Here is a 24,683-nt window from a genome sequence, read left to right on the forward strand (position 1 = left end):
GTCATTTGACACAATGTGTGCGTTGTTGTCGATTGCATCCGATCTCGCACGCTCTGCATCAGTCAAGGAATGAAGTGTCAGTGAGCTGGACCCAACATTTTGCCGCGTACGCCCGACGCCCAGGCTACAGATGGCTGGCGCTGCCGCTGGTTGTCGTCGTGCTGTTATGGGGCGCTGACCGGCTGTTTCCGCTGCCGCTGCCCGAGGATGATCTGGCTCGTGTGGTGCTGGCCGAAGATGGCACGCCGCTGTGGCGTTTTGCAGATGCGGACGGTGTTTGGCGTTATCCGGTCAGCCCGCAGGAGGTGTCGCCCTATTACCTTGAAGCGCTGCTGACCTATGAGGACCGCTGGTTCTACCAGCATCCGGGGGTTAACCCGCTGGCGCTGGGGCGTGCGGCGTGGCAGAACCTTAGCGGTGGGCGCGTATTGTCCGGCGGCAGCACCTTGTCGATGCAGGTGGCGCGGCTGCTTGATCCTCACTCGCGCAGCTACGTCGGCAAGCTCAAGCAACTGTGGCGAACTCTGCAGTTGGAATGGCACCTGTCCAAGGATGAAATCCTCACCCTGTACCTCAACCGCGCACCGTTTGGCGGCACCTTGCAGGGAGTTGCAGCGGCCAGTTGGGCCTATCTGGGCAAATCGCCGGCGCAACTGACCCGCGCCGAAGCTGCGTTGTTGGCGGTGTTGCCGCAAGCGCCGAGCCGCCTGCGTCCGGATCGTCATCCTCAGCGGGCGCAGGCTGCGCGGGACAAAGTGCTGCAGCGGCTGGCCGAGTTTGCAGTGTGGCCGTCAGCAGCAGTGGACGATGCGCTGCAGGAACCGGTGATTCTGGCTCCGCGTCAGGAGCCGAAGCTGGCTCCGCTGCTGGCGCGCCGGTTGAACAAACCCGGCAGCCCGCCGCTGATCCGCACCACGGTGGATGCGGCCTTGCAGCTGCGCCTTGAAGACTTGCTACTGGGCTGGCGGGCACGTTTGCCGGAGCGCACCTCGGCAGCGATTCTGGTGGTGGAGCATTCGAGCATGGCGGCTCGGGCGTATGTCGGCTCGGTGGATATTGCCGATGCCAAGCGTTTCGGTCATGTGGACATGATCCGCTCGGTGCGTTCACCGGGCTCAACCTTGAAGCCCTTCTTGTTTGGCATGGCGCTGGATGAAGGGCTGATCCATTCCGAATCTCTGCTGCAAGACGTGCCCAGACGCTATGGCGACTATCGCCCCGGCAACTTTTCCAGCGGCTTCAGTGGGCCAGTGGCCGCGAGCTCGGCCCTGGCACGCTCACTCAACCTGCCTTTTGTGCAGTTGCTGGAGGCATACGGGCCGAAGCGTTTTGCCGGAGAAATGCGCGCAGCCGGTGTGCCGTTGCGCATTCCACCTTTAGCACAGCCAAATTTGGCGCTGATTCTCGGCGGCGCTGGCAGCCAATTGGAAGAACTGGTGGCGGGCTACAGCGCTTTTGCCCGCAGCGGTAAAGTCGCCGCTGTGCGCCTGCAGCCGCAGGATCAACTGCGTGAGCGGCAGCTGCTTTCCCCCGGAGCTGCGTGGATCACCCGGCGCATCCTCAGTGGCCAGGCGCGACCAGATCGTGACCCGACCACCGCACTGCTGGAGCGTCCGCAACTGGCTTGGAAAACGGGCACCAGCTATGGCTTTCGCGATGCCTGGTCGATTGGCGTGGGGCCGCGCTACCTGGTTGGTGTGTGGATCGGTCGCCCCGACGGTACACCGGTGCCTGGCCAGTTTGGCTTGGCTTCGGCGGCACCCTTGATGCTGCAAGTGCATGACCTGCTGAGCAATCGGGGCGAACAACGGGCTGCCACGCTGCCAGCGGATATGCAGCCGGACTCGGTCGGTGTGGCGGCGATCTGTTGGCCCGCCGGGCAGCCGATGGACAGACACGACGCCAACTGCCGCCAGCAACGCTTTGCCTGGACGCTGGATGGTACTACGCCGCCGACGCTGCTCGCGCAGGACCAGCCTCTGGGCCAGGGCCTGCGTGAGCGTTATTGGGTCAACGCGGCTGGCCTACGGGTTGATGCCGCCTGCAACGACGCTCGCGAGCAGACGCTGCTGCTGTGGCCGGCCGCGCTTGAGCCGTGGCTGCCGCGCCGCGAATGGCGCAGCGCCCGTTTGCCTGCAGTGGATGCACAGTGCCCGCCGCAGCACGCCAGAGCAGTTGCGCCGCTGTCGGTGGTCGGGGTGAAGGAGGGCGATCGCCTGCGCCGTCCGGCCAATAGCGTGGAGCCGCTGCGCCTGCGCCTGTCTGCATTGGGCGGCAGTGGTCGGCTGTGGTGGTTTGTGGATGGCCAGCCGGTGGCTGAGACAGCGGCTGAGGCTGCGTTTGAACACAGCTTCAGCCGCAACGGGCGTTATCAATTGAGTGTGCTGGATGAAACCGGACAGACTGCCAAGGTGCAGTTCAGCCTGTTTGATTAGACAGTCACCAGCGAATTACGTCCGGCGTTTTTGGCCTTATACAGCGCATCGTCGACGCGCTTATAGAAGGCCGCGGCAGTGACATCCCGCTCCAGCTCAAAGCAGCCCACACCCACACTCGCGGTCAGCACAATCTGCTCACTGCCTACAGCGAAGTAGCTGCTGGCCAGCTCTATACGGAACTGATCGGCCATGGCCTGGGCATGTTCCAGCTGGGTGTTGGGCATCAGTACGCCGAACTCTTCCCCGCCTAAACGCAGCAGCGCGTCGCTGGCACGGCGAAAGTGCAGACGCATACGCTCGGCAAATGCACTCAGGCATTCGTCACCGCAGGCGTGGCCGTATACATCATTGATCTGCTTGAAATGGTCGATATCCAGCAAAACCAGTGATAACGGCTGATTCTGTCGTTGTGCTGAAGCCACCATATTCGGAAACAGGCTGTTGAACTGGTAGCGGTTGCCCAGCTGGGTCAGGCCATCAGTGCGACTGAGTTGGTCGAGGTGTTCCTGCTGGCGCAGCAACTGTTGCTCCAGCTCAATCGTGCGGCGGTAGCCTCGGTGACTTTTGCGCAGGGCCAGCAGCAGGTAGCTGGCGTAGGCCAGCAGCGACACCAGCAGCGGATATTGCTCGCGCCAGTCGATGGCCAGGCTGATCAGCGGAGGCACATACAGAAGCAACAACGCCAGCACGACAGGCAGTTTGCGCAGACCGAAGTTGAAGACAATGGCGGTACTGAAGGCGACGGTGCTGAGCGTGGCAATGACCTCAGACTTGCCAAACAGATCGTGAGTTAACGCTGCTGCATTGACTACGCCCCAGCAGAGGGCGGTAGACAGGATTAACGCCCATTGCACTTTCAGCCAGCGCTTAAGGATTTGCGGGCTTTGTGACGTAGGCGGCTGATGGCGCAGGTGCAGGGCGAACAAGGTAACGGAAACAGCTACCCCGATCAGGCCGGGCACCATCAGGGCCTGAGGATCGTTACTGAACAACCAGATAAGTGGCCAGGGCAGCAAGTAATAGATACCGGCCATGGCTGAGCGGCCGTGCATATCTTGCACTTCTCGCCAGAGTGCGAACTCTGCGGGATGCCGGGGAACTTGACGAAGAGGCATGGGGAAAAAATCACACTAAAGACTAGGTGAGGATACCCGTTTCGCCAGAAAAAAGCTGTCAAAAAGCCAGCATTTAAGACGAGCGTAACTGTTTTGCCCCAAATGCCTTATCTGACTGGCCGCAGAACGCCTTTGTGCGTGATTTTAACTAAGCCCGAGGCATGTCTCAGCCACGACGAATCAGCCAAATTCCGCCAATGATCAGCAGCAGTCCGGCGATTTTTCCCAGGCTGACCGGTGACTCGCGAAAGCCTACCCAGCCGAAGTGATCCAACAGCAAAGCAATGCTGAGCTGCCCGGCAATTACCAGCGCCATGAACAGCAGGGCACCGACTCTGGGGCCGGCGAAGGCGGCTGTTGCAATAAAGAACGCCCCCAGCAGGCCACCGCTCCAGTGCCACCAACTCAGGCCCTTGAAGGCCGACAGGAGCGGCACCTCGCGCTGCCAGAGAGTCAGCAGCAGCAGTGCGAGGGTACCGACTACAAAGGAGATCAGGGCTGCTGCCAGCACACTGGAAATGTGTTTGGCCAGTTGGCCGTTGATACCGGCTTGTAGCGGCATCAGTGCTCCAGCCAGTAAAGGCAGGGCAAGTAACCACCAGGGCATAGCAGGCATTGGGCAGACTCCTGAAACAAGGGCGGCGGATTATGTCGCAAAAAGCCTCAGGCGGCTGTCACCAAGGCATGGTCTTGTTCTCATAATCGACAAAGGCACAGTGGTTGAGCCCCGCGTGGGCAGTTAATACCTGCAGGATCCCCTGAGTACTTTCTTCCACACTGAGTGTAGCGTTTGCACCACCCATGTCCGTGCGCACCCAGCCCGGATGAATCGCCAGTAGGCTCCAGGGCAATTGTTCATATGTGCTGCTCCAGCTCAACAGCAGGCTGTTCAGTGCTGCCTTACTGGCACCGTACAGAGGCATGTGCTGAGCCCGGTTGAGCTGCAGGCTGCCCATTTGCGAACTGGTAAAGGCAATCACTCCGCCGGGCTCGACGAGGTCCGTCAATTGCTGCGCCAGGGCGATGGGCGCCACCGCGTTAACCTGAAACAGCGTGCCGATATCCGTCGCCGTGGCTTGTTGCGGGTCCTGATGCTCAGGGCCGGAAATTCCTGCATTCAGCAGCACGGCTTGTAAGCGCTGCGGGCCGATGGCGTTTTTGATGAGCTGCGCCGCATTCGCCTGGAGCAGGTCGCACTCAATCAAACTCACCTGACGGCTGTGCTGCTCAGCTAGGGCCTTCAACTCTGCGCTGCCAGCCAACGATCTGGCCAGCGCATAGACCGTCCAACCTGCGTTGACACAAGCTTTGGCCAGGCCAAGGCCAATACCGCGGGATGCACCGACAATCAAAATATGGGGATGACTCGACATGGTCTGACTCCGTAGGGGCAGTGATGAGCAGAAACAGCACGCAGGGCATGGGGGAGGCGTGCTGCTGCAAGGGTGACGAGTGAGGGCAAAAACAGTTGATGCAGCCCAGACAGGCAAGACTATCAGCGGGAATACCCGGACGCTCTATTCAGGGGATGAGAGGGCGGTCACAAGTTGCAGGAAGGCTCCTGAGTAAACGTCCGCGATACATCCACGGCGCCCAGATGCTCCAGGGTGCGGCGGCCGATCAGGACGGGGTAGAGCATGTCGCCACGGTCTTTCAGGGAGAATTGTTCGTGGTAGACCTGATCGCCGATGCACAGGCTCATTTTGACCACCGGGCGGCTTTCTGAGCCGCCAGCACCACGGACTTTGACGTTGCGTTCAATCTTGCGCTCGAACGGGATGTTGGTCTGTTTACCGGTCTTGCTGTCTTTCACGTCGACATTGAAGCGTACCCATTGCTCGCCATTTTTATCAAAGCGTTCCAGGTCTTTGGCATCCAGTGATGAGGTCAGCGCGCCGGTATCCAGCTTGATTTTCAGCGTTGCCTTTTCCGGCATCAGGACGCCTTCTTCAATCCAGCCCAGCACTTTGGGCGGCGCTTCGGTGGCTGCCAGGCTGAGCGGGGTTATAGCCAGGGCCAGGAAAAGAGTGAGCAGCTTCTGGGCGAGTGTTCTGGTCATTTCGGACTCCGCAAAATTCAGGAACAGCCAGTTTGGACAGCACCATGTGATGAAACCGTGAAGCGTTTGCCGATTAATTGTTGAGTGAGATGACGCTTTCTTCACATCCCCGTGCGTAGCCTGCACGTGTGATGGACCAATGATTGAAGAGGACGGAATGTCAGGCTTATTGCGTGGGCGAAAGGTGCGTGCGCTGGTCGTATTGTTGGTGTTACTGATTGCTGTGGCGGCTTATTCAGCCTTGCGCCATTTCTATCCGGTGACGGCCGCTGAAGGCTGGGACTATTCGGTGTACGCGCAGCACATCCCTATGGTCAGTGCGTTGGCGAAAGATGGGAAGAACGGGCCTTTTTTCAGCGAAGAACTGGCCGGTCAGCGCGGCAGGATCATGCAATTGCAGCCTGACGGCTCCATGAAAGAGGTGCTTTCCGGTCTTTCCAAGCCCGACGGGCTGGTGATGTTTAATGGCGGTCTGGTGATTGGGCAGGAGGGCGGCGATCTGCCGTTGCTGTTCGAGCGTAATGGCACGTTCACCACGCTGTTTGAAGGCAAGAGTATTGAAGGAGTCGCCACTGACGGGCATCTGCTGTACGTCATTGAGGACCGTCAGCAGGATGGCCGACTGATGAGCTACGACCCGCAGAACGGGCAGCTCAACGTATTACGTGAGGGGCTGGTTCAGGCTGAGGGTGTGGCGGCTTGCCCGGACGGGCAGCTGTATTACACGGAGAAGACCCATGGCGTGGTCAAACGCTGGTCGGCAGATGGGGTAGACCCAATAGTGGCCAGTGATCTTAATGCGCCGGGTTATGTGCAATGCTCCAGTGACGGCTTGTGGATAACTGAAGATGCCACCCACGGTGCGCGCCTGTTACTGCTGGGAAATGATGGTTATCTGCGCACAGTGCTCAGCCATTTGCGTTCAGCGCAAACCATCATTGAGCTAGAGCCGGGCCACTACCTGCTATCTGAGCAAGGTCGTGAGCGCATTCTGGAAGTGTTTCAGCGTGGTGACGCCAGAGCTGACAGGCTTTATTGAAGGGGTTTGCTGAACTGGATCAGGGCAACCCGCTCTGCATCCCGGCTGCGCTCAACCACTGCAACTGGCTGGTAGCCCAGTTTCGGATACAGCAGTAAACCGGCGCTGTTGCCGTTAAAGCAGGAAACCCGCAGTTCTTTGGCGTGGTAATGCTGCTGGGCCAGCTCTTCCATTACCCCGATCAGGTACTGGGCAACGCCTTTGCTTCTGGCCCAGGGCGCAATCATCAGGTTGCCCAGAGCGCAGTGGTCGTCATATTTCCACTGAAAGAAGTTGGCAAAGCCGGCGATTTTGCCATCCACCAGCGCCACGGTACTGTCGCGGCGTTCGGCCATGGTGGCGGCTAACTGGCCGATGGTCAGCGGCCAGTGTCCTTTGGGGTAGCAGTAAAAGAGCTCGTCCGCGTTCTGCACAAAACCGATGATGTCCCCCAGATCACTGGCGTTGACGGGGCGGTGGCTGAAATGCGGGTTATGGCTCATTGCTTCACCTGATTAACGTGGCGGGTATTGGCTCAGGACTTCGGCAACGGCCTTGCGGATCGCTGCGCTGCGCTCGGCAGGGCCGGGTTGGTTGTCACGCAGCACTTCTTGCTTGCTGCCGCGCCAGACCAGTTTGCCGTCCTTGCCGTCGTACAGGTCAATTTGCAGGGTTCCGACCTGATAGTCCAGCGTGCGGGTTTCTACGTAGCCCGCACCGCCCCAGTATCCCCACGGATAGCCCCAGCCAGCGTTGGTGTTGGTGATCTGCTCCTGACGGTTATCCACAATAACCCAGGCCTGTACCTTGAGGTCGGCACTGCTGCTCTGTGTCGCAGGGCGTAGGCCGCGCTGTTCGAGTTGCTCGTTAACGGCGCTCTGAATGCGCTGGCTGGTGAGGTCGCTGGTCAGGCGTGGGTCGTTGGGTTTGAACTGCACCGCTGACTCGTCCCAGCTGAAGCTGCGGTAAGCGGCAAAGTCGCGGTTGGGGTCAAAGTCCCGGTCCAGTTGCATGCTCTGGCAGGCGCTGAGTAGCAGAATAAATGGCAAAAGCAGTAGTGACTTGCCCATGGCAGTCTCCTGATGGTGAGTCAATAAGGCGGGTAATCATCCAGCGCGAGTTTTACAGCCTGATGCAGCGTCTGGCTGCGCTGATCTTTATCTGCAAGCGACTCCGCGCTGGTGCTCCATACAAGCTGACCGGTCGTGCTGTCGTAGAACTCAATGCGCACCACCAGCACGTCTTCGCGGTAAGTCCGCACAATTGGTGCGCTGCCCCACATGCCATAGCGGTCGCCGTAGTGACCTGGGCCGTAATAGCCGCGGCCATAGTAACTGCCGTAATCATCAACGACTTGGCGCAGGCGCTGTTCCTGTCGCAACTCGGCCTTAATCAGCAAGTCGCTGGCCGCATCACTTTGCTGAGGGCGCAAGTCGCGCTGGTCCAGGGCGTTGCTGACAGCCTGCTGGATTTCCTCTGAGCTGGCCCAACTGGTTGCAGCAGGCAACTGCTGCCAGCGCCAACTGCGGTAGCGGGCGAAATCCAGTGGTGTAGCAGGATAGGCGCTGCGGTCGACGTGGTGCGCCACCGCAGCTGGCGGCGGTGGCAACGGTTTACCGTCTGCCACGTAAGGATTCTGGCTCTGGCAGGCGGTCAGGCTAATCAGCAGTAGTAGCGCACCGAGCAGTTTCATTTGGGTTTCCTGCGGTTATCACGCAGCGGTTGGTAGCGGTTTTGAAAGCTTAGCGTGGCCTGCAGATCCAGTGCAGATAACGCCCGAGCCCGGCAAATGCCGGATGGCGACGGTGTGCCAGTTCCATCTCCAGCAGCTCGGCCAGCTCAGCTTTGGCCTGAAAGTGTTGTGGCATGTAGTCGTGGAAGACGCGCACACCACTCTTACTTTCGATATGCCAATCGACCACAAGTCGGGATTCCAGTTCACGGGGATCAAGCGGTTTCTGCGGCGTCAGGCTCTGCTTCTCGCCGGCGAATTCTTCTTTGCGCAGTTTGCGGAAATGGCCTTTGAGCAGGTTGCGGTAGATCAGCGCATCTTTGTTGTAGAAGGCCAGCGACAGCCAGCCATCAGGCTTACACAGTTGATGCAGCACCGGCAGGATGGTCTGTGGTTCGGCGAGCCACTCCAGCACGGCGTGACACACTACGAGATCGTAGGGTTCATTCAGCAAATCCGGCAGTTCTTGCCAAGGCGCTTGAATAAACTCGGCTTGTTGTCCGGCTGCGGCAAAGCGCTCGCGAGCCCCGTTAAGCATCGGCTCGGCCGGTTCGGTCAAGGTAATGCTGTGGCCTTGTTCGGCTAGCCACAGGGACATATGGCCAAGGCCCGCGCCAATATCCAGTACCCGCAACGGTCTGTCGGGCAGGGCTTCTGTAAGGTCGGCCTGCAACACGGCGAGGCGGATTGCGCCTTTGGCTCCGCCGTAGATTTTCTCGGCAAAACGGGTGGCAAGTTCGTCGAAATGGCGGTCAGTCATGGGCAAAACGCCTTTCGCTGTCGGCCAGTTTGGCACGTACCACTTCGTTCATATCCAGCCCAAGTTCGCTGCACAGAAGCAGAAGATAGAGGACGATATCCCCGACTTCCTGGCCGGCATGGGCGAGCTTTTCAGGAGGTAATTGGCGTGATTGGTCTTCGGTCAGCCACTGGAAGATTTCAACCAGTTCGGCCATTTCCACGCTGGCGGCCATGGCCAGGTTTTTCGGACTGTGGAACTGCTTCCAGTCGTTTCGATCACGAATGGCATGCAGGCGTGTGGTTAATTCACTGAGATTCATGGGCGCTCCAGGCAAGAGCGCATAGCTTCGGGCTTTGCCGGCCTGTCTTCAAGCTGGCAAAGCCCGAAACGGATTACGGATAGCCGGTTTCGTTCGGGTTGCTGGTGATTTCCATCACGCGCCAGACGTTGGCGTACACGCTTTCCTGGGAGAAGACGATGCGGCCTTTGCCTTTGTACAGGTGGACGATGCGGGCTACGTCCTTGCCTTTGAAGTTGAAGGGGTTCCAGGCCTTGCCGGTTTGGTGTGAATAAGTGCCGGTCGGTGCACCGAGCAGGGCGTTGACTTCATCCATGCTCATGCCCTGACGGACGTTGGCAAACGCGCCGGTGCCGCTGACGCTGACAGTTCGGGCGGGCGCAGCGGCGGCTGTCGTATTGGCAGCTGGTTTACCTTGGCCGTTACGGTAAGCGTTTAGGTTGACGCTGCCTTTAACGTAGGTGGAGGCGCCAGCGCTCAGACTGCCTGCTGCTTTCTGGCAGTGGCGGTTCATTTTGCGGTTGTTGGAGTTGGCGACCACTTCATCCAGCACCGCTTTGTAGCGGCCGTTGCCGGAGCTGGCCAGCGCCTTGCAGACCCAGGCAAGGGCGTCACTGGTGGTGTTGTCGCTTGCGTTGCGGTAGCGCTGCAGGAGTACTTCGGCTGCAACGTCGAGGGTTTCCACATCACGGTAACCACTGTGATAGATGCTTTGGGCGGCATCGCGGATGGATACCGCACCGCCTTGTACCAGTTGTTCTACGTAGCGTTGGCCGGACGGATCAAGGGCAAACGCAGTGGTGGCGCTGCAACAGAGGGCGGAAGCGAAAATGAAACGTTTCAACATGATGTGCTCGCTGGCTTATAGGTATGTCTGGCAGGTGAAGTCCTGTATTTGTTCGCAGGCTTGTGGTCGAGTGTGGCGACGAACGGTATCAGGAGTCTGAAAGATAAGGTCAGTAAGGCAAAACACCAAGACTATGGTGCAAATTTGTGCGCCCCAACCCGCTTTAGCAGGGCATTACACAGGTTTTGACCGGGTACGCCATTTGGCGACAATGAAACAGGACTCAAAGTACAGAACGCTGGGGGCTGGGCGCTCAGCGTGAACGGCTGAAGTGTAGCCGCACGCTAGTTTGGTTAGACTGTTAACCGGTTCACGAAAGCCTGCGAAGATAAGAGGACTGTCTGATGAGCAACCGGGATGTTGAATGCGAGCTTTATACCTCTGCTGACTGCCCTGTAGAGAATGGTGTACGCCAGATTCAGCGTATTACTGCGCGTGGTGCAACGATTGGCGGAGGTATCCGTGTCAGCCGAGTGCTGCCTGATGCGCAGCGCAAAACGATTGGTGCCTGGTGTTTTCTGGATCATGCCGGGCCTGCTGAATTTTTCGGCAGCGAAGGCCTTGATGTAGGGCCGCACCCACACATCGGCTTGCAAACCTTTACCTGGATGATCCGGGGTGAAGGTCTGCACCGCGACAGCCTGGGCAACGAGCAAATGATCCGCCCCGGTCAGGTGAACCTGATGACAGCCGGCCGCGGCATCGTTCACACCGAAGAATCCCCCGAAGGCGAGCGCCATTTGCATGCGGCGCAGTTGTGGATTGCTCTGCCCAAGGCGGATAAAGATTGCGATCCGGCATTTGATCATTATCCGGACCTGCCTGTGTGGGTGGATAACGGCCTGCAATTCACTTTGGTGGCCGGCGCCTTTGAGGGCCGCAAGGCACCGACCCGCATCTTTTCGCCATTGATGGGCGTAGACCTGAGCTGGCAAGTCTCAGGCAGCAGCCAGCTGAGTCTGGATAAGACCTTTGAATACGGCGTGCTGGTGCTTGAAGGCAGTGTCCGCATCAACGGCCAGGACTTCACCGCCAACGAGCTGGCCTTTGTCGGCCGTGGCCTGACGGAAATGGATATTCAGGCAGAGCAGGGCGCACGGGCGCTGCTGTTAGGTGGTGAACCGTTTGAAGGCCCGATCTACCTGTGGTGGAACTTTGTCGGCCACAGCAAAGCGGACATCCAGCAGGCTCTGGCTGACTGGAACAGTGAGAACACTGAGCGTTTCGGGCATGTTCCCGGCTACAACGGTGAGCGCTTGACGGCCCCGCGCTTACCGGACTGACCACTCCATCGATTTGCGGACTCAAGGATTGAGACCCAATGCAGCCACTGCTCAATTACTTTAAGGCGGTCTTCAGCCCGAATCTGGCTGTGGCGTTGTTCGCTTTGCGCACAACGCTGGCTGCGTTGCTGACGATGTACCTGTCATTTGTTTTCGATTTGGCCGAGCCCAAATGGGCGGTTATGGCGGTCTTTATCGTCAGTCAGCCGCTGGCTGGGATGGCGTTGCAGCGCAGCTTTGCCCAAGTGGTCGGGACAACGGTCGGGGCTTTGGTGGCTGTGGCCATCATGGCGGTATTTCCCCAAGCGCCGATTCCGTTTCTGGTCACGCTCTCTTTGTGGCTGGCGTTCTGCACCGCGGGTGGCACGCTGCTGCGCTACACCAGCTCGCATGCCTTTGTGCTCAGTGGTTTTACGGCAGTTGTGGTGGCCATGCTGGCGGTGCCGGAACAGCAGAACACTGTGATGCTGGCGATCACCCGGGTGACTGAAACCCTGCTTGCGGTGGTCTGTGTGGCGGTGGTCAGCCTGCTTACCGCCCGGCCCGGCGCGGTGGCCCGTGGTTATTTCGCCAAGACCGATCAACTGATCAAGCTGATGGCCGAGCATGCGGCACAGGTGATCCGTACAGATGAAAGTGAAGAAGCTTTCCAGCAGCGGCAGATGCAGCTGCTTGGGGAGATCAACGCACTCGAAGGGTTGCGCCGTCATCTGTATTTCGACGCGCCGCGTCTGCGCAAAGCCAACGGCATGGTGCAGCTGTTGCGCAATGAGCTGGTACTGCTGACTTCAAGGCTAACGGTTTTGCGGCATCAGCGTGTGCTGATCAAAGACCGCTGGGTGGGCGATCTGCCGTTGGAGATCCAACAGCTGCGGGCCGATGAAATTGAGTTTCTGGAGGAATTAGCTCAGCACGGCCGGGCCCTGCCTCAAGCTTCGCGGGATAAATTCAAACACCTGCAGCAACGTTTTGACGACCTCGCCCGGCGCGCTGAAAACCTCAGTGATCCGATTCCTGATCATTTGCGTTCGCTGGCCTGGGCATTGCGTTGGGAGCAGGCACGTCTGTTGCAACAGCTGGATGAAATCCTGCAGCTGAGCGATGCCATTCAAAACGGGCGTGAGGCCAGTTGCATGTACCCGCAGCAGCTGAGCAATCCGCTGCATATGGATTACCGGCTGGCCGGGATGAATGCCGTGCGGGCCTTTGTCGCCCTAATGGTGGGTGGTCTGGTGTGGATTGAAACTGGCTGGGAAGGCGCGCGTGCCGGGATGATTCTGGTGGGCGTGCTGTGCTCACTGATGGCCACCTTCCCGAGGCCGCTCTTGGCCAGCCAAAACTATGTGCGCGGCCTTGCTCTGGCACTGGTGGCGTCGGCGATATACCAGTTCGCGCTGCTGCCGTCAGTGGGCGATGTTGAAATGCTGGTGATGTTCCTGATCCCGCTGCTGTATGTGGTTTCGGCAGGCTTGGCCAGCCCGCTGACCGCTGGCATCAGCATGGGCCTCGGGCTCTCTACGTTCCTGATGGTAGGGCCACAGAACATCGGGGTCTGGCATAACAGCGCCACGCAATGGCTGGAGTTTGTCGGCGCGTACATCTTTGCCGGCGTGCTGTCGCTGATGGTGTATGTGCTGGTGTTCCCCTTCAATCCGCTTAAACGCATGCAGCGGCTGTACCGCGAAAGCCGTGCACAGGTCTGGCAGTTGCTACAGGCCCCGACAGGGGATGCCCACCGTTTCTCATTTGAAAGCCGCATGGTTGATCGCCTGACCATGATGCTGGCTTTGCTGCCTGCGACGACTGATCCGGCAGGCAAACGTCTCTACGAAGTCAGTCTGGCCTGCATGTCGGTAGGGCTGGCGCTGCATCAGCTCAAGCAGCAGGCGCAGCAGGGCAATTACCTCGGCAGCGAGCTGAAGGCCCGTCTGCATGACATGGTCGATCAGGTCGCCGGGCTGATGATCAATCGCCAGCGCATTGATCACGTCCGGCTTGCCGCGCAATTACGTGAGTTCGGAGCTGAGCTGGATCAGCGCCACAGCCTGGCGGTTGCCACCGGGCAGGAACAACTCTGGTCGCTGTTTCGTATCAACGTCGCGCTGTTGATCGTGGCGTCCTTCATCGAGCGCTACAGCGACTTCATGCAGCCAGAACAGATTGGAGAGCCGCAACTTGCCCATTGACTTCGAAATCGGCGGTTTGTACCTGCCGCCCATTGCTCAGGCCATTTTGCTGGCCTTGCCGATCTTTCTGGTGCTGGACTGGCTAGCCCGCAGCAGCGGCCTGCTCAAGTTCGTTTGGCACGAGGCGCTCTTTGAAGGCGCGTTATATGCCTGTGTGTGTGCCGGTGTGATTTTGTGGATGGGGAATGTATGAACTTCAAAAAACTCGCAGCAACGCTGATCACTCTGTTGGTGGTGGCGCTGGCGTTCATTCTGGGCTGGTTTGCCTGGGAGCATTACACCCGTTCGCCGTGGACCCGTGATGCAAGGGTGCGGGCTGATGTGGTGACGCTCTCGGCGGATGTCTCTGGGCGCATCGTCAGCCTGCCGCTGCACGACAACCAGCATGTGCAAAAGGGCCAGTTGCTGCTGCAGATTGATCCTGAGCCTTATCAGCTTGCAGTCGAGCGCGCCCGTCGTTCGGTGGACGTGGCCAAGGCCGGGCTGGGGCTGGTTCAGGCGGCAATCAGCTCCAGTAGCGCGCAGCTGGCCCAGCGCCAAAGTGAGGAGCGCCGGCGCAAGGTGTTGGCGCAAGCATCATCGGTATCCCGCGAAGAGTGGGAGCGTTCGCGCACTGATGTGAGCGTGGCGCAGGCCGAATTGCTGCGTAATCAAGCTGATTTGGCGCTTGCCGAGGCGAATGTGCAGTTGGCCGTGGCTGCACTGCATCAGGCTGAGCTCGACCTCAAACGTACGCAGGTTGTGGCTCCGGTTAGTGGTTATGTCACTAACCTGCTGACCCGTGAAGGTGACTACGCGACCGCTGGCGGCGGCTTGCTGGCGCTGGTGGACAGCGACTCCTACTACGTCAGCGGTTACTTCGAAGAAACCAAACTGCCGCACATTGTTGAAGGCCACCGCGTACGCATTCAGTTGATGAGCGGCGAGACCTTTAACGGCACCGTGCAAAGCATCGCCTACGCCATTACTGACCGCGAAAACACCGCCGGCAGCCGGTTGCTGGCGAACATTAACCCCAGTTACACCTGGGTCAAGCTGGCGCAGCGCGTACCTGTGCGCATTGCCATTGACCCGGATTACCCCGGCAGGGAACGACTGCGCGCCGGTACTACCGCCACCGTTACGGTGTTGGATGAAGAAGCAAAGTGACAAGGAATGCACAATGAATAACGGCTGCAAAAACGCGCTGCGCACCAAGGCGCTGATGGGCATGAGCCTGATTGCGCCCATGGCGCTGGCTGACAACTCACTGAACCAGCGTGATGACATCAACAGTGATGTGAATCTGCGGCAAAAGGCAGAAATGCAGGTGACGCCAGGGTTCGTAGAGGGCTCTTCATTTCGCGGTCTGCTGCGTAACTACTATCAATCCCGCGATAACCATGAGCCGGGTAGCCGCGACCCTAAGGAGTGGGTGCAGGGTGTGTTCCTCTCGTTTCGCTCGGGCTACACCGATACGCCGATTGGCGTCGGCCTTGATGTGCATGGTTTCTATGGCCTGAAACTGGATGGCGGCGATGGTTCGGGCGGTGTGTTGGCAATGCCGCTTAATAGCAAAGGGGAGCCTGAGTCGGAGTTCTCCGCAGCGGGGGCCGCTGTTAAGTTCCGCGGTCTTGGCAGCCTGATGATTGCCGGTGACCAGATCGTCGAAAATCCGGTGGCCGGTGGTGGAATGGGCCGGGTTTTTCCACAGACGCTGCGGGGCATCAGTCTGCGTAATTATTCGGTAGAAAACCTGACTCTGGATGCCGGCTGGGTCGATGCGTTCCGTCTGCGTAACCAGAGCGGGCGCAGCGACTTGACGAGTAATTACGGCTCGCGCAACAAGGCTGGCGAGCTGGCCGATACAGAGAGTTCATCGCTGTCGTGGTTGGGTGCATCGTATAGCGCGCCACAATCCTTCTCGCTGCAGCTATACACCGGTCGGTTCAGTGATATCTGGCAGCAGAGCTATGCCGGTATCAGTTGGCCGCTGCAGTTAACCCCACAGTGGAGCCTGACTCCGTTTGCTAACCTCTACCACACCCGCGATACCGGCAGTAGCCAGCTCGGGCGGATTGATAACGACACCTACAGTGGCGGGCTGACGGTGGCTGGCCATGGCCACAGCCTGACGTTCAGTGTGCAGAAGGTCGATGGCAATACCCCGTTCGACTACCTCAGCCAGTACGACCGCACCTTCCTCTATCTGCCTAACTCCCAGCAGTATTCGGACTTTAACGCGCCGGGCGAACTGTCCTGGAAGCTGCAATACGCCGCCAATCTGGGTTTTATCGGGGCACCTGATTTCCAGTTCACCGCTTCTTACGCTCGGGGCGAGGCGGACCTGACCAAGGTCGATCCGAACAGCAAAGGATACGGGTACATCTACAACGCCGATGGCAAAGACGGCAAACACTGGGAGCGCGATCTGGGTTTGCGCTATGCCGTACCCTCAGGCAAAGCCAAGGGCCTGACCGTTACTGCACGTTGGGCAACGCATCGTAATGGTCAGGGCTACACCGCCTCGGGCAACACGCGGGGTAATGCGGATGCGGATGAATACCGCGTTGTGGTCGATTACCCCTTCAGCATCTTCTGACCGTTAAGAGCCGGTTGGCCGCAATGGCCGCCCGTTCAGCCAATACGCCAGTAGCCACTGAAGTGGCTCTGGCCTTTGTCTCCGGTCAGAGAGAACTGGCCGCTATCGGCAGCGTCGCTGGCGTGCAAATGCACTTGGCTGGGCAGCAGTACTGGCTTCTGGAAACGTACTCCGACTTCATAGCCAGCCTTGGGCAGGCGTTTATCCAATTCAGCCAGTGCACGACCTTTGTTCCACAGGCCGTGGGCAATCGCGCGGGGGAAGCCAAACAGCTTGGCGGTTACGCCGAACATATGAATCGGGTTGTAGTCCCCGGCGATGAGCGCATAACGACGACCGATGTTGGCGGGAGCATTCCAACTGCTAAGCGGACTTTGCGGCAGCGGCTCTTCAACCGTGCGCTCTGCAGGCTGCTGATCGGGTTTGACTGCGCGACACAGATAGCGGCTGTCGCCCTCCCAGAGCAGGCCCAACTGATCGTGCAGCTGGCACAGCGCACTAAAGGTAACGCCTTTGCTGTGAGGCTGCAGATCCTGCAGTTGCACGCTTAAAGTGAATGGCCCAAGCCCCGCCAGCGGGCGTACAACGCGGATGCGGTTTTCCACATGCACCAAGCCCAATAGCGGGAAGGGGAAGCGCTTGTCCGTAAGTAGCTGCATCTGCAAGGGAAATGTCAGCAGGTGCGGATAGGTGGCCGGAAGATGATGTTCATCGGTAAAGCCACAAATTGTGCGGTAGCGCTCAAGGTGCTTTGCATCGACCGTTACCGGGCAGCGCACACCCAGATTGGGCAGCTCGCGTCCTGTCACCTTACGGCGCAGAGCAGAACGGATAAAAAATCCCGCCAGACCTGGCGGTGCCGGAAGATCGAGCCATTCAGTGGTCATTCGCTAACTCCTGGTAACCGGATGCGCAGCATAGATGTCTGAGGTGATCCTACATTGGCCGTTTCGCCCGTGTGAACGGCGAGTCAGTCAATTACAAGGTAAATACTGCCTTGAGCCTGCCCCCCAAAGCTTAATAAGATGCCTGCATTCACGACTTAGAAGAATTACAAAACACTATGCGTGACCTCACCGACGACGTGTCGTTGATGCGCCTGGCCATGGATGCATTACGGGCCAGCGGCAACGATCCAGATCAGGTCCTGAAACGCCTTGGGCTACCAGCCTCCGGTTTACCCTCCGGGCGCTTTCCTCATGGGGCTCAAGCCTTGTTTTGGGCAGCTGCGGCTGAAACCTGTGACGAGGAAAATGTCGGGTTGTACCTGGCCCGACACCTGCCGCCGTTCCACGGTTTATTGCTCGAGTATCTGTTCCTTTCCAGCGAAACCTTTGGCGATGGTTTGCGCCATGCCCTGCGTTATGCGCGGCTGTTGTCCGACACGTTAAGCGCGTCGCTGCAGGTGGAAGGTGAAGAGGCCGTGCTGGTGCTGGGGCTGCTGCCGAATACGCCCCGGCACTTCCCGGAGATGCTCGCCGCAGCGGTTATCCGCTTATTCAGTGCACTGACCGAAGGGGAGTTCCGCTGCCGTAAGGTGCAGTTCATGCATGCCAGCGGCGCTCCGGCGCAAGACTATGAACAGGTCTATGGCTGCCCGGCTGAACTGGGCTGTGAGCGCAATGCGCTGCTGTTCAATGCTGCCGTACTGAGCAAGTCTTCCCGCCATGCCGCGCCTGAGTTGCTGCGAATGCACGAATCACTGGCGCGGCGGCAACTGGCGGAAGTGGAGCGCCTGGATCTGGTGCGTCAGGTGCATGAGTTGATCGGCGAGCTGCTGGTCAATGGCGGAGCCACTCTCGAACAGGTTGCTGCACGCCTGGATATGCCTGCCCGGCGTCTGCGTGAGCGTCTGACCATGGCCGGCGTGCGTTTTAACGATCTGGTCACCGATTACCGTTGCCGTCTGGCCAAAGATTTATTGCTCAACACCGATGAGCGCATTGAAGTGGTGGTTGAGCGCACAGGCTTCTCAGAGCCCAGCACCTTTTACCGGGCGTTCAAACGCTGGGTCGGCGAGACGCCGGTGGAGTTTCGCAAGCGCGGCAAAGGGTAAAGCCATAACGCATCGCTTCAGAGGGCATAGTGGCAGACCGGCTATTGAGTCGATCAATGGCATGCTTGCTGAGTCGCGCCACTGTTTTCCTTATCTATCCTTGATGATCGGACACCTTTACTGAACATCCATTTGTTCAGCAAAGGGGACGGCACGTTGCATTCGAAATGGAGCAGAAAGTCTCCGTCATCTGAACCGTGAGCAAGGAGTGGAAACACCATGGCTAACATCGGCAGTAAACCCAAGACCAAATTCCGGGGTGATCCGGCGATCTTCGGCACCCTGGTGGAGGATCACGACCATCACCGTCAACTCATTGCCCAGATCGAAGAAACCCAGGGCGCCTCTGAGGCCCGCAAAGCACTGTTTGCTGAGCTGACCGCCGAAATCAAAGGCCACGCAGCTGCAGAAGAACAGGCTCTGTGGTCGACCGTATTACGCAAACCGGAGATCACCGAAGATGGCCGTCACGCGGTGGCGGAGCATAAGGAAATGGATGATTTGCTGGAGGAGCTGGCAGAAACCGATATGGCTTCTGGAGGCTGGTTGCAGCGTTTCCGCAAGGTCAAGGAAGAGTACCTGCATCACATTAAGGAAGAAGAGCAGGAACTGTTCGTCTCGGTTGAGAAGCGTCTTACACAAGACGATAAATCCTATATGGACAGTGTGTTCAAGAGGCGCAAGGTGGCGGAAAAGGCCAAGGTAAAAAAAGCATCCTGAGCCGCTTGCTACGGGGCCTATGGCCCCGTTTCAGCATTAAAAGCAGATGTTTTTGTGCCTGTTCCAGGCATATCCTTAGTGGTCTTTAAGAACTTTCCTACACGGCCTTCAGGCTGTGCTGGCTCTATTAGTGAGAGCTGATCCGAATAATCGAAGCCATCCAGTTACACACAGAGATGGTTTCGCTATGAGCAATCAGATCCACTTCCGCGCTGATGCCGCCCAAAGCACCTCTTGCGCGCATAACAAAGGTAAAAGAACACCTGCCTGGGCCGGTATGGTTCTGTTTTTCTATGGCTATGAGGTTGCCCTGGCTCCATTGGCAGTGGCAGCTAGCGCCAGCGAGCTGTCTTCCAGCCAGACCAGCTTTTCTGGCGAGAAAGAATATGCGCTGCACGTTGCCCAAGGCGAAACCGCTGCTCAGATCGCCCAGCGTTTCGATGTGCCGGAAGCTGAACTGCTCGCAGTGCGGGCTCAGATGAAAACCTTGGGGTGGGATGAGCATGTATGGCTGATTCCTAACCGTCATACGGCTGCCACCGCAGGCTATCCATCATATGTGTTGCACGTGATGCGTCAGGGCGAGAGCGTTGCCTCCCTAGCCCTGGCCAATAACCGTTCAGTCAACGAGCTGACGCGTCTGAATAGCCTGGCGATGGGCAAAACCAACGCCTCCGTGCTGAAATCCGGCGACCTTATTCTGCTGCCTGCGCCACTGCAGCAAGCCACCGCTGAACGTACCGAAGGCGAGCGCCGTCAGTATCAGATGTACGAGCAGCGCGTTGCGCAGATGCTCTCCAGCATCGGCACGGCCCACGAAAATCGCGCAAAAAACGACGGTCAGGGACAAGACACGGCTGACCTGTTGGCGCAGCAAGCGGCTGCCGGTGCCAGTGCGGCTCTGTCGCAGGGGGCCGAGAACCTGCTGGGCAACTTTGGCCGCGCGCGCGTCAACGTGCGCACCAATATTGACACCCATGATACGGATCTTGAGCTGGATTACCTGCATCCACTGCTGGAACATGACAAGGGCATTGCCTTTGCTCAGGTCGGTACCCGTACCGTTGGTGAGCGCAATATCGGCAACCTCGGTGTCGGTTACCGCCATGAGGTTTCTTCTGAGCTGATGGTCGGCGCGAACGCTTTTGTTGATCAGGATTTCACCCGCGATCACACCCGTGGCAGCGTGGGTGTTGAAGCCTGGGGCAACAGTGCGCGTCTGGCTGCCAACGTCTACGCCCCGATCAGTGGTTGGAAAGAGTCGGGTGAGGATCACCTGAACAAAGACCCTGAGCTGTTTGACCTTTACGAGCGTCCTGCCAAAGGCTGGGATGCCCGTGGTGAAATCGCACTGCCCGGCGCACCGCAGCTTGCTCTGACAGGTAAGTACTTCCAGTGGAAAGGCGAGGGCGTGGACGTCAACAGCAGCGGCTCGCTGGAAAAGGACCCACGCGGTCACAGCTTTGGTATGAAGTGGCAGCCCGTCCCGCTGCTTGGTTTCAGTGCTGAACACCAGAAGATCAATGGTGGTGAAGGCAACTGGATTGTGGGTGCGAACCTGAACTGGAGCTTCGACCTGACTCTGGACGAGCAGCTCAACACCCAGAAAGCCGCTGCAATCCGCCCGCTGGCCGAAGCCCGCAAAGACTTCGTAGAACGCGACTACAGCGTGGTCCTGGACTACAAGCATAAGGAGAAGCAAGTCGAGCCGTTCGAGTTCGTCTTCAGTGTGCTGTCTCTGACTGCGCCAGTTCCGTCAGCGCCTCAAGCCCTGGTTAGCCCAAGCCCTGAGTTGCGCGGTGGGATCAAGAATGCCCAAGTGCGTTATGAACTCGGCGCAGTTGTTTCTGGGCGCAATGGCAAGGCTGCAAGTGGTTTGAAGGTGACGATTGATCCTCAAACTGGTCTGGTCACTATCCCGCCAGGCATCCGTGCTCATTCAGTTCAGGTTATTGCCTATCAAGAAGTCGGCGGTCAGGTTAAGTCCACCGCGACCTACCAGTTGAGTGTTACGGAGCCGTTGGACAGTGATGGTGACGGCCTGTACGACGTGGAAGAGGAACAGTACGGCACCGATCCGCACAATCCGGATACCGATGGCGACGGTATGACCGACAAAGAAGAAATCGATGCTGGTCTGAATCCGCTGGACCCGAATGACGGCGTGGACACTGACGGCGACGGCATCAGCGACGCTGAAGAAGAAGCGTTGGGTACCGATCCGAACAACCCGGATACCGACGGTGACGGCATCCCCGATGGCGAAGAAGTAGCTAACGGTGGCAATCCGCTGGACCCGAAAGACGGCGTCGATACTGACGGCGACGGCATCAGCGATGTTGAAGAAGGCAACCTGGGTACCGATCCGAACAACCCGGATACCGATGGTGACGGCATCTCTGACGGCGACGAAGTCGCCAACGGTGGTAACCCGCTGGATCCGAAAGACGGTGTGGATACCGACGGCGACGGCATCTCTGACGGCGACGAAGTAGCCAACGGCGGAAACCCGCTGGATCCGAAAGACGGTGTGGATACTGACGGCGACGGCATCAGCGATGCATTAGAAGAGACCCTGGGTACCGATCCGAACAATCCGGATACCGACGGAGATGGTTTAACTGATAAAGAGGAAATTGATGCAGGCCTGAATCCGTTGGATCCAAATGACAACCCCGCAGCCCCGTCTGCAGTTGTTATTAACGGATTAGATGCGCAAGGTCACCCTAAAGTAGGGCAAGTGTTGACTGCTGAAGTGACATGTATCGGTACTTGTGCGCCAGAGCTGAAATACCAGTGGCAGATTGAGAGTGTGGTAGGCAGTGGTGAGTTTACCAATATAGGTGAAGCGACAACTGTTAATACCTATATCCCTAAAGCCAGTGATCAAAAGAGAAAGGTTCGAATTTTAGTTTCACTGCCTTAAGTAGCTGTCGGTGGTGGGCCTTTAGTGCCCACCACTGACAATCAGATTAGGGGTGTAGATTGATTTTATTTAGGCGACTCCCAAAGACTTTTTAAATGTTCTGGTTTTAGCGGTGAGAATGCCCAGGAACTACGAGGATTTTCATGAATAAGTTAAATATCTTATTTTCGCTTCTTTGCGACGGCGAGGCATCTGCGGCTAGTACAGAAACGACGACAGAGGTTAGAGGCGCTTTCCAGTAATGGCGTTCATGTGAAGGAGATGTACACGCCACCGAAACAATATGTTCATCCCACAAATGAATATGGCAGCCATCAGACGATTTGGGGCGGTGTCGATAGTATCTGCAAGTCCCTTGTTGGTAATGGACTTACTCAGCATTATCCCTGCTGCTTTGTGTCGGATGACTATGCGAAGGTTTTTTTAAAGCTACTGAAAATAACTCGATTAGCGCATTCCGGGCGTCAGCAATACGGAAGTTTAAGGCCACCATTCCGACAGGTTAAATGGAGCATTTTCGAGGGGGGTAAGATAGGGAACAGATCATTGGCTGGCTGATTTTTTGAATTATCAGCCAGCTTCATGTCTGTCATTTTCAGGCTAGAACCAACGGTAAGGAATCGATGGGTTGTGTATGCGAATAAAGCGACTGAGTAATGTCCTCAGGGCAATCGTTTCTGGCACACCCAGACTGGTCATGATCTGTTCTTCGGCGCGGTTGCTTTCATCGAATATCTGCTGGACCAGATTATGGCCAGTCGGTGTAAGCACAATCGCAGCGTGATCATCTTCCGGGGCGTGAAGGTCATCAGCCTCATGAATATCAATCAGCCCTCTGGCTACCAGATCGTTGATAACTTCTGGTCCGAAGTCAGTCCCCGCATAGCCGGCCAGCGTGACCAGTTCGTGATAAGTGCGGCCTTCTCTAGTGCCCAGCGCGCTCAGAATCAGGTATTCAGTGCTGCTGAGGTTGAGTTTCTCGGCGGACTCTTTGGATTTACCCACGAAGTGGAAATAGGCGGTTGCCAGCAAGTAGCCGATTGGGCTTTTCTCACTGAAGTTGCGCGGGTCTTCTCCCGGTGGTGGTGCGGTATTCACTGCGGTGCTGGTCGCGATGGCGTAACTGCCGCGCTGGAACACCAGTGGTGCTGTGTCGGTTTTGTCGTAGGTGAGGACTTCACCGACCAGAATGATGTGATCACCACCATCAAAAATATTTTTGGTGCGGCACTGGAGCCTGGCTGTGCAGCCTGACAGTAACGGAGCGTTGCCCAGTCCGTCCTGGTACTCAATGCCGGTGAACTTTTCCTGGCCGCTGACGCTGCGGGCGAAATGCCCGGAGAGCTTGTCCTGATCGTGCGCCAGAATGTGTACAGCCCAATGAGAGGCCGACTCAAAAGTAGGCAGGCTGTTGGATTTTCGCGCCAGACTCCACAGCACCAATGGTGGATCCATGGAGACCGAGTTGAAGCTGTTAGCGGTTACCCCGGCTGGCGTACCGTCTTCACCTCGCGCGGTGATAATGGTTACCCCAGTCGTAAAGGTCCCGAGTACTTGGCGAAACTCTTTTGGGTCCAGAGTCGTATTTGATTGTTGCACGGGGGGCTTGATCATGGTGTTCACGTTCAGTCCTGTGAATCTTTGTGGGGTTACTGATTGAGGATTTTGAGTATTCCTGTCACCCGTTGCATGCTCAGAACGGACGAGGGATGAGCATGTCTTTAATCATTTTTTGTAAGTAAATGAGCTAGGACTGCAGCGAACGCCCAAAAAAAACCCCCTTTCGGGGGGTGGTAGAAGCGTGAGTTCTTACCGAGGTTGCGAGTTGCTACGTGATGTGGCGTTCTGCTGCTGTATGGCGTGTACTTAGCCGGCATTACGCTGTTTAGCCAGCGTCATTGCCGTGTCTTCGATCATGTCTTCCTGACCACCGACCATGCCGCGGCGGCCCATCTCCACGAGGATTTCGCGGGCGGAAACGCCATATTTCTTCTCGGCACGTTTGGCGAACAGCAGGAAGGAACCGTACACACCTGCGTAGCCCATGGTCAGAGCGTCGCGGTCGCTGCGGATAGGGAAATCCATGATGGGGAAAACCCGGTCTTCAGCCACGTCCTGGATGCCAAATACCGACACACCGGTTTCAATGCCCATGCGATCGCATACCGCGACCAGCACTTCCATTGGGGTGTTGCCGGCACCGGCGCCCAGGCCCGCACACGCTGCGTCGATGCGGGTAGCACCGGCGGCGATGGCGGCAATAGAGTTAGATACGCCCATGGACAGGTTGTGGTGGCCATGGAAGCCGATTTCAGTTTCAGGCTTCAGCGCAGCACGGATAGCGGCTACGCGGGCGCTCACGTCATCCGGCAGCATGTAGCCGGCGGAGTCGGTGATGTACACGCAGTTGGCACCGTAGGACTCCATCAGCAGGGCTTGTTTGACCAGACCTTCCGGGCTGTTCATGTGCGCCATCATCAGAAATCCGACAGTATCCATGCCCAGCTTGCGGGCGAAGGTGATGTGCTGTTCAGACACATCCGCTTCGGTGCAATGCGTGGCAACACGGATGGTGTTAACCCCCAGATCGTGAGCCATTTTCAGGTGATCGACTGTGCCGATGCCGGGCAGCAGCAGGGCCGATACTTTGGCCTTTTTCATCAGCGGGATCACCGCCGAGAG

The 24,683-nt window shown here is 57.9% G+C and carries 23 protein-coding genes; 10 read left to right on the forward strand and 13 right to left on the reverse strand.

What is annotated here, in order from left to right:
• Window positions 1-80 precede the first annotated feature (80 nt).
• On the forward strand, window positions 81-2,435 hold the full coding sequence (pbpC, locus tag AO726_RS10110) for a peptidoglycan glycosyltransferase PbpC (protein WP_058067930.1): 2,355 nt from the start codon (window positions 81-83) through the stop codon (window positions 2,433-2,435).
• Here pbpC and AO726_RS10115 read toward each other — a convergent pair.
• The 4 genes from AO726_RS10115 to rloA3 form a co-directional block, all read right to left on the reverse strand.
• Window positions 2,432-3,490: a GGDEF domain-containing protein gene (locus tag AO726_RS10115; protein WP_241492085.1), complete on the reverse strand. Its 1,059-nt coding sequence runs from the start codon at window positions 3,488-3,490 to the stop codon at window positions 2,432-2,434. The genes pbpC and AO726_RS10115 overlap by 4 nt on opposite strands.
• 229 nt (window positions 3,491-3,719) lie before the next feature.
• Window positions 3,720-4,169: a DMT family transporter gene (locus tag AO726_RS10120; protein WP_058067932.1), complete on the reverse strand. Its 450-nt coding sequence runs from the start codon at window positions 4,167-4,169 to the stop codon at window positions 3,720-3,722.
• Between the two features lie 58 nt (window positions 4,170-4,227).
• Entirely contained in the window at window positions 4,228-4,926 is a 699-nt protein-coding gene (locus AO726_RS10125; RefSeq protein ID WP_058067933.1) for an SDR family oxidoreductase, read from the reverse strand.
• A gap of 167 nt (window positions 4,927-5,093) precedes the next feature.
• Window positions 5,094-5,612: a retropepsin-like aspartic peptidase RloA3 gene (gene rloA3, locus AO726_RS10130; protein ID WP_082629103.1), complete on the reverse strand. Its 519-nt coding sequence runs from the start codon at window positions 5,610-5,612 to the stop codon at window positions 5,094-5,096.
• A gap of 157 nt (window positions 5,613-5,769) precedes the next feature.
• On the opposite strand from rloA3, the gene AO726_RS10135 reads away from it, so the two are divergent.
• Window positions 5,770-6,651, forward strand: a complete 882-nt coding sequence (locus AO726_RS10135) for a hypothetical protein (RefSeq protein WP_058067934.1) — start codon at window positions 5,770-5,772, stop codon at window positions 6,649-6,651.
• On the opposite strand, the gene AO726_RS10140 is transcribed toward AO726_RS10135, so the two are convergent.
• The 6 genes from AO726_RS10140 to AO726_RS10165 form a co-directional block, all read right to left on the reverse strand.
• Entirely contained in the window at window positions 6,645-7,133 is a 489-nt protein-coding gene (locus AO726_RS10140; RefSeq protein ID WP_058067935.1) for a GNAT family N-acetyltransferase, read from the reverse strand. The two genes, AO726_RS10135 and AO726_RS10140, sit on opposite strands and share 7 nt — an antisense overlap.
• A gap of 12 nt (window positions 7,134-7,145) precedes the next feature.
• Entirely contained in the window at window positions 7,146-7,700 is a 555-nt protein-coding gene (locus AO726_RS10145) for a DUF4136 domain-containing protein (protein ID WP_058067936.1), read from the reverse strand.
• 20 nt (window positions 7,701-7,720) lie between these two features.
• Window positions 7,721-8,323 carry a DUF4136 domain-containing protein gene (locus AO726_RS10150; protein ID WP_058067937.1) on the reverse strand — a complete coding sequence of 201 codons (603 nt, stop codon included), beginning with the start codon at window positions 8,321-8,323 and terminating at the stop codon, window positions 7,721-7,723.
• 49 nt (window positions 8,324-8,372) lie between these two features.
• The gene (locus tag AO726_RS10155; protein ID WP_058067938.1) at window positions 8,373-9,122 is read right to left on the reverse strand and encodes a methyltransferase; all 750 of its coding nucleotides are present in this window, start codon (window positions 9,120-9,122) and stop codon (window positions 8,373-8,375) included.
• Window positions 9,115-9,423, reverse strand: coding sequence for a MazG-like family protein (locus AO726_RS10160; RefSeq protein ID WP_058067939.1), 309 nt, complete (start codon window positions 9,421-9,423; stop codon window positions 9,115-9,117). Before AO726_RS10160 ends, AO726_RS10155 begins: the two co-directional genes overlap by 8 nt.
• Before the next feature lie 73 nt (window positions 9,424-9,496).
• Window positions 9,497-10,249: a hypothetical protein gene (locus AO726_RS10165; RefSeq protein WP_058067940.1), complete on the reverse strand. Its 753-nt coding sequence runs from the start codon at window positions 10,247-10,249 to the stop codon at window positions 9,497-9,499.
• A 344-nt stretch (window positions 10,250-10,593) separates the two neighbouring features.
• On the opposite strand from AO726_RS10165, the gene AO726_RS10170 reads away from it, so the two are divergent.
• The 5 genes from AO726_RS10170 to AO726_RS10190 are packed head-to-tail and all read left to right on the forward strand — an operon-like array spanning window position 10,594 to window position 16,299.
• Window positions 10,594-11,532 carry a pirin family protein gene (locus AO726_RS10170; protein ID WP_058067941.1) on the forward strand — a complete coding sequence of 313 codons (939 nt, stop codon included), beginning with the start codon at window positions 10,594-10,596 and terminating at the stop codon, window positions 11,530-11,532.
• A gap of 38 nt (window positions 11,533-11,570) precedes the next feature.
• Complete coding sequence (locus tag AO726_RS10175; RefSeq protein ID WP_058067942.1) at window positions 11,571-13,718, forward strand: FUSC family protein; 2,148 nt, start codon at window positions 11,571-11,573, stop codon at window positions 13,716-13,718.
• Window positions 13,708-13,911, forward strand: a complete 204-nt coding sequence (locus AO726_RS10180) for a DUF1656 domain-containing protein (RefSeq protein ID WP_058067943.1) — start codon at window positions 13,708-13,710, stop codon at window positions 13,909-13,911. The genes AO726_RS10175 and AO726_RS10180 overlap by 11 nt, the downstream gene beginning before the upstream one ends.
• A complete protein-coding gene (locus AO726_RS10185; RefSeq protein ID WP_058067944.1) occupies window positions 13,908-14,867 on the forward strand; it encodes an HlyD family efflux transporter periplasmic adaptor subunit in 960 nt (319 codons plus the stop codon). Before AO726_RS10180 ends, AO726_RS10185 begins: the two co-directional genes overlap by 4 nt.
• 55 nt (window positions 14,868-14,922) lie before the next feature.
• Complete coding sequence (locus AO726_RS10190; protein ID WP_446737423.1) at window positions 14,923-16,299, forward strand: OprD family outer membrane porin; 1,377 nt, start codon at window positions 14,923-14,925, stop codon at window positions 16,297-16,299.
• Window positions 16,300-16,334: 35 nt separating this feature from the next.
• Here AO726_RS10190 and AO726_RS10195 read toward each other — a convergent pair whose 3' ends face one another.
• Window positions 16,335-17,186, reverse strand: coding sequence for a MaoC family dehydratase (locus AO726_RS10195; RefSeq protein WP_058067946.1), 852 nt, complete (start codon window positions 17,184-17,186; stop codon window positions 16,335-16,337).
• Window positions 17,187-17,362: 176 nt separating this feature from the next.
• Here AO726_RS10195 and AO726_RS10200 point away from each other — a divergent pair, with 176 nt between their 5' ends.
• The 3 genes from AO726_RS10200 (at window position 17,363) to AO726_RS10210 (ending at window position 22,001) form a co-directional block, all read left to right on the forward strand.
• The gene (locus AO726_RS10200; protein ID WP_058067947.1) at window positions 17,363-18,355 is read left to right on the forward strand and encodes an AraC family transcriptional regulator; all 993 of its coding nucleotides are present in this window, start codon (window positions 17,363-17,365) and stop codon (window positions 18,353-18,355) included.
• A gap of 219 nt (window positions 18,356-18,574) precedes the next feature.
• Window positions 18,575-19,075 carry a hemerythrin domain-containing protein gene (locus AO726_RS10205; protein ID WP_058067948.1) on the forward strand — a complete coding sequence of 167 codons (501 nt, stop codon included), beginning with the start codon at window positions 18,575-18,577 and terminating at the stop codon, window positions 19,073-19,075.
• Between the two features lie 187 nt (window positions 19,076-19,262).
• Window positions 19,263-22,001, forward strand: a complete 2,739-nt coding sequence (locus AO726_RS10210; RefSeq protein WP_058067949.1) for an inverse autotransporter beta domain-containing protein — start codon at window positions 19,263-19,265, stop codon at window positions 21,999-22,001.
• 600 nt (window positions 22,002-22,601) lie between these two features.
• On the opposite strand, the gene AO726_RS10215 is transcribed toward AO726_RS10210, so the two are convergent.
• Together AO726_RS10215 and dmpG are read right to left on the reverse strand one after the other, a co-directional pair.
• Complete coding sequence (locus AO726_RS10215) at window positions 22,602-23,615, reverse strand: flavin reductase (protein WP_058067950.1); 1,014 nt, start codon at window positions 23,613-23,615, stop codon at window positions 22,602-22,604.
• Between the two features lie 252 nt (window positions 23,616-23,867).
• Window positions 23,868-24,683 (reverse strand): 4-hydroxy-2-oxovalerate aldolase (dmpG, locus tag AO726_RS10220; RefSeq protein ID WP_058068009.1); only part of this gene is annotated, 816 nt, incomplete at its 5' end.

It is taken from the genome of Pseudomonas sp. TTU2014-080ASC (assembly GCF_001446935.1).
Taxonomy (GTDB): domain Bacteria; phylum Pseudomonadota; class Gammaproteobacteria; order Pseudomonadales; family Pseudomonadaceae; genus Aquipseudomonas.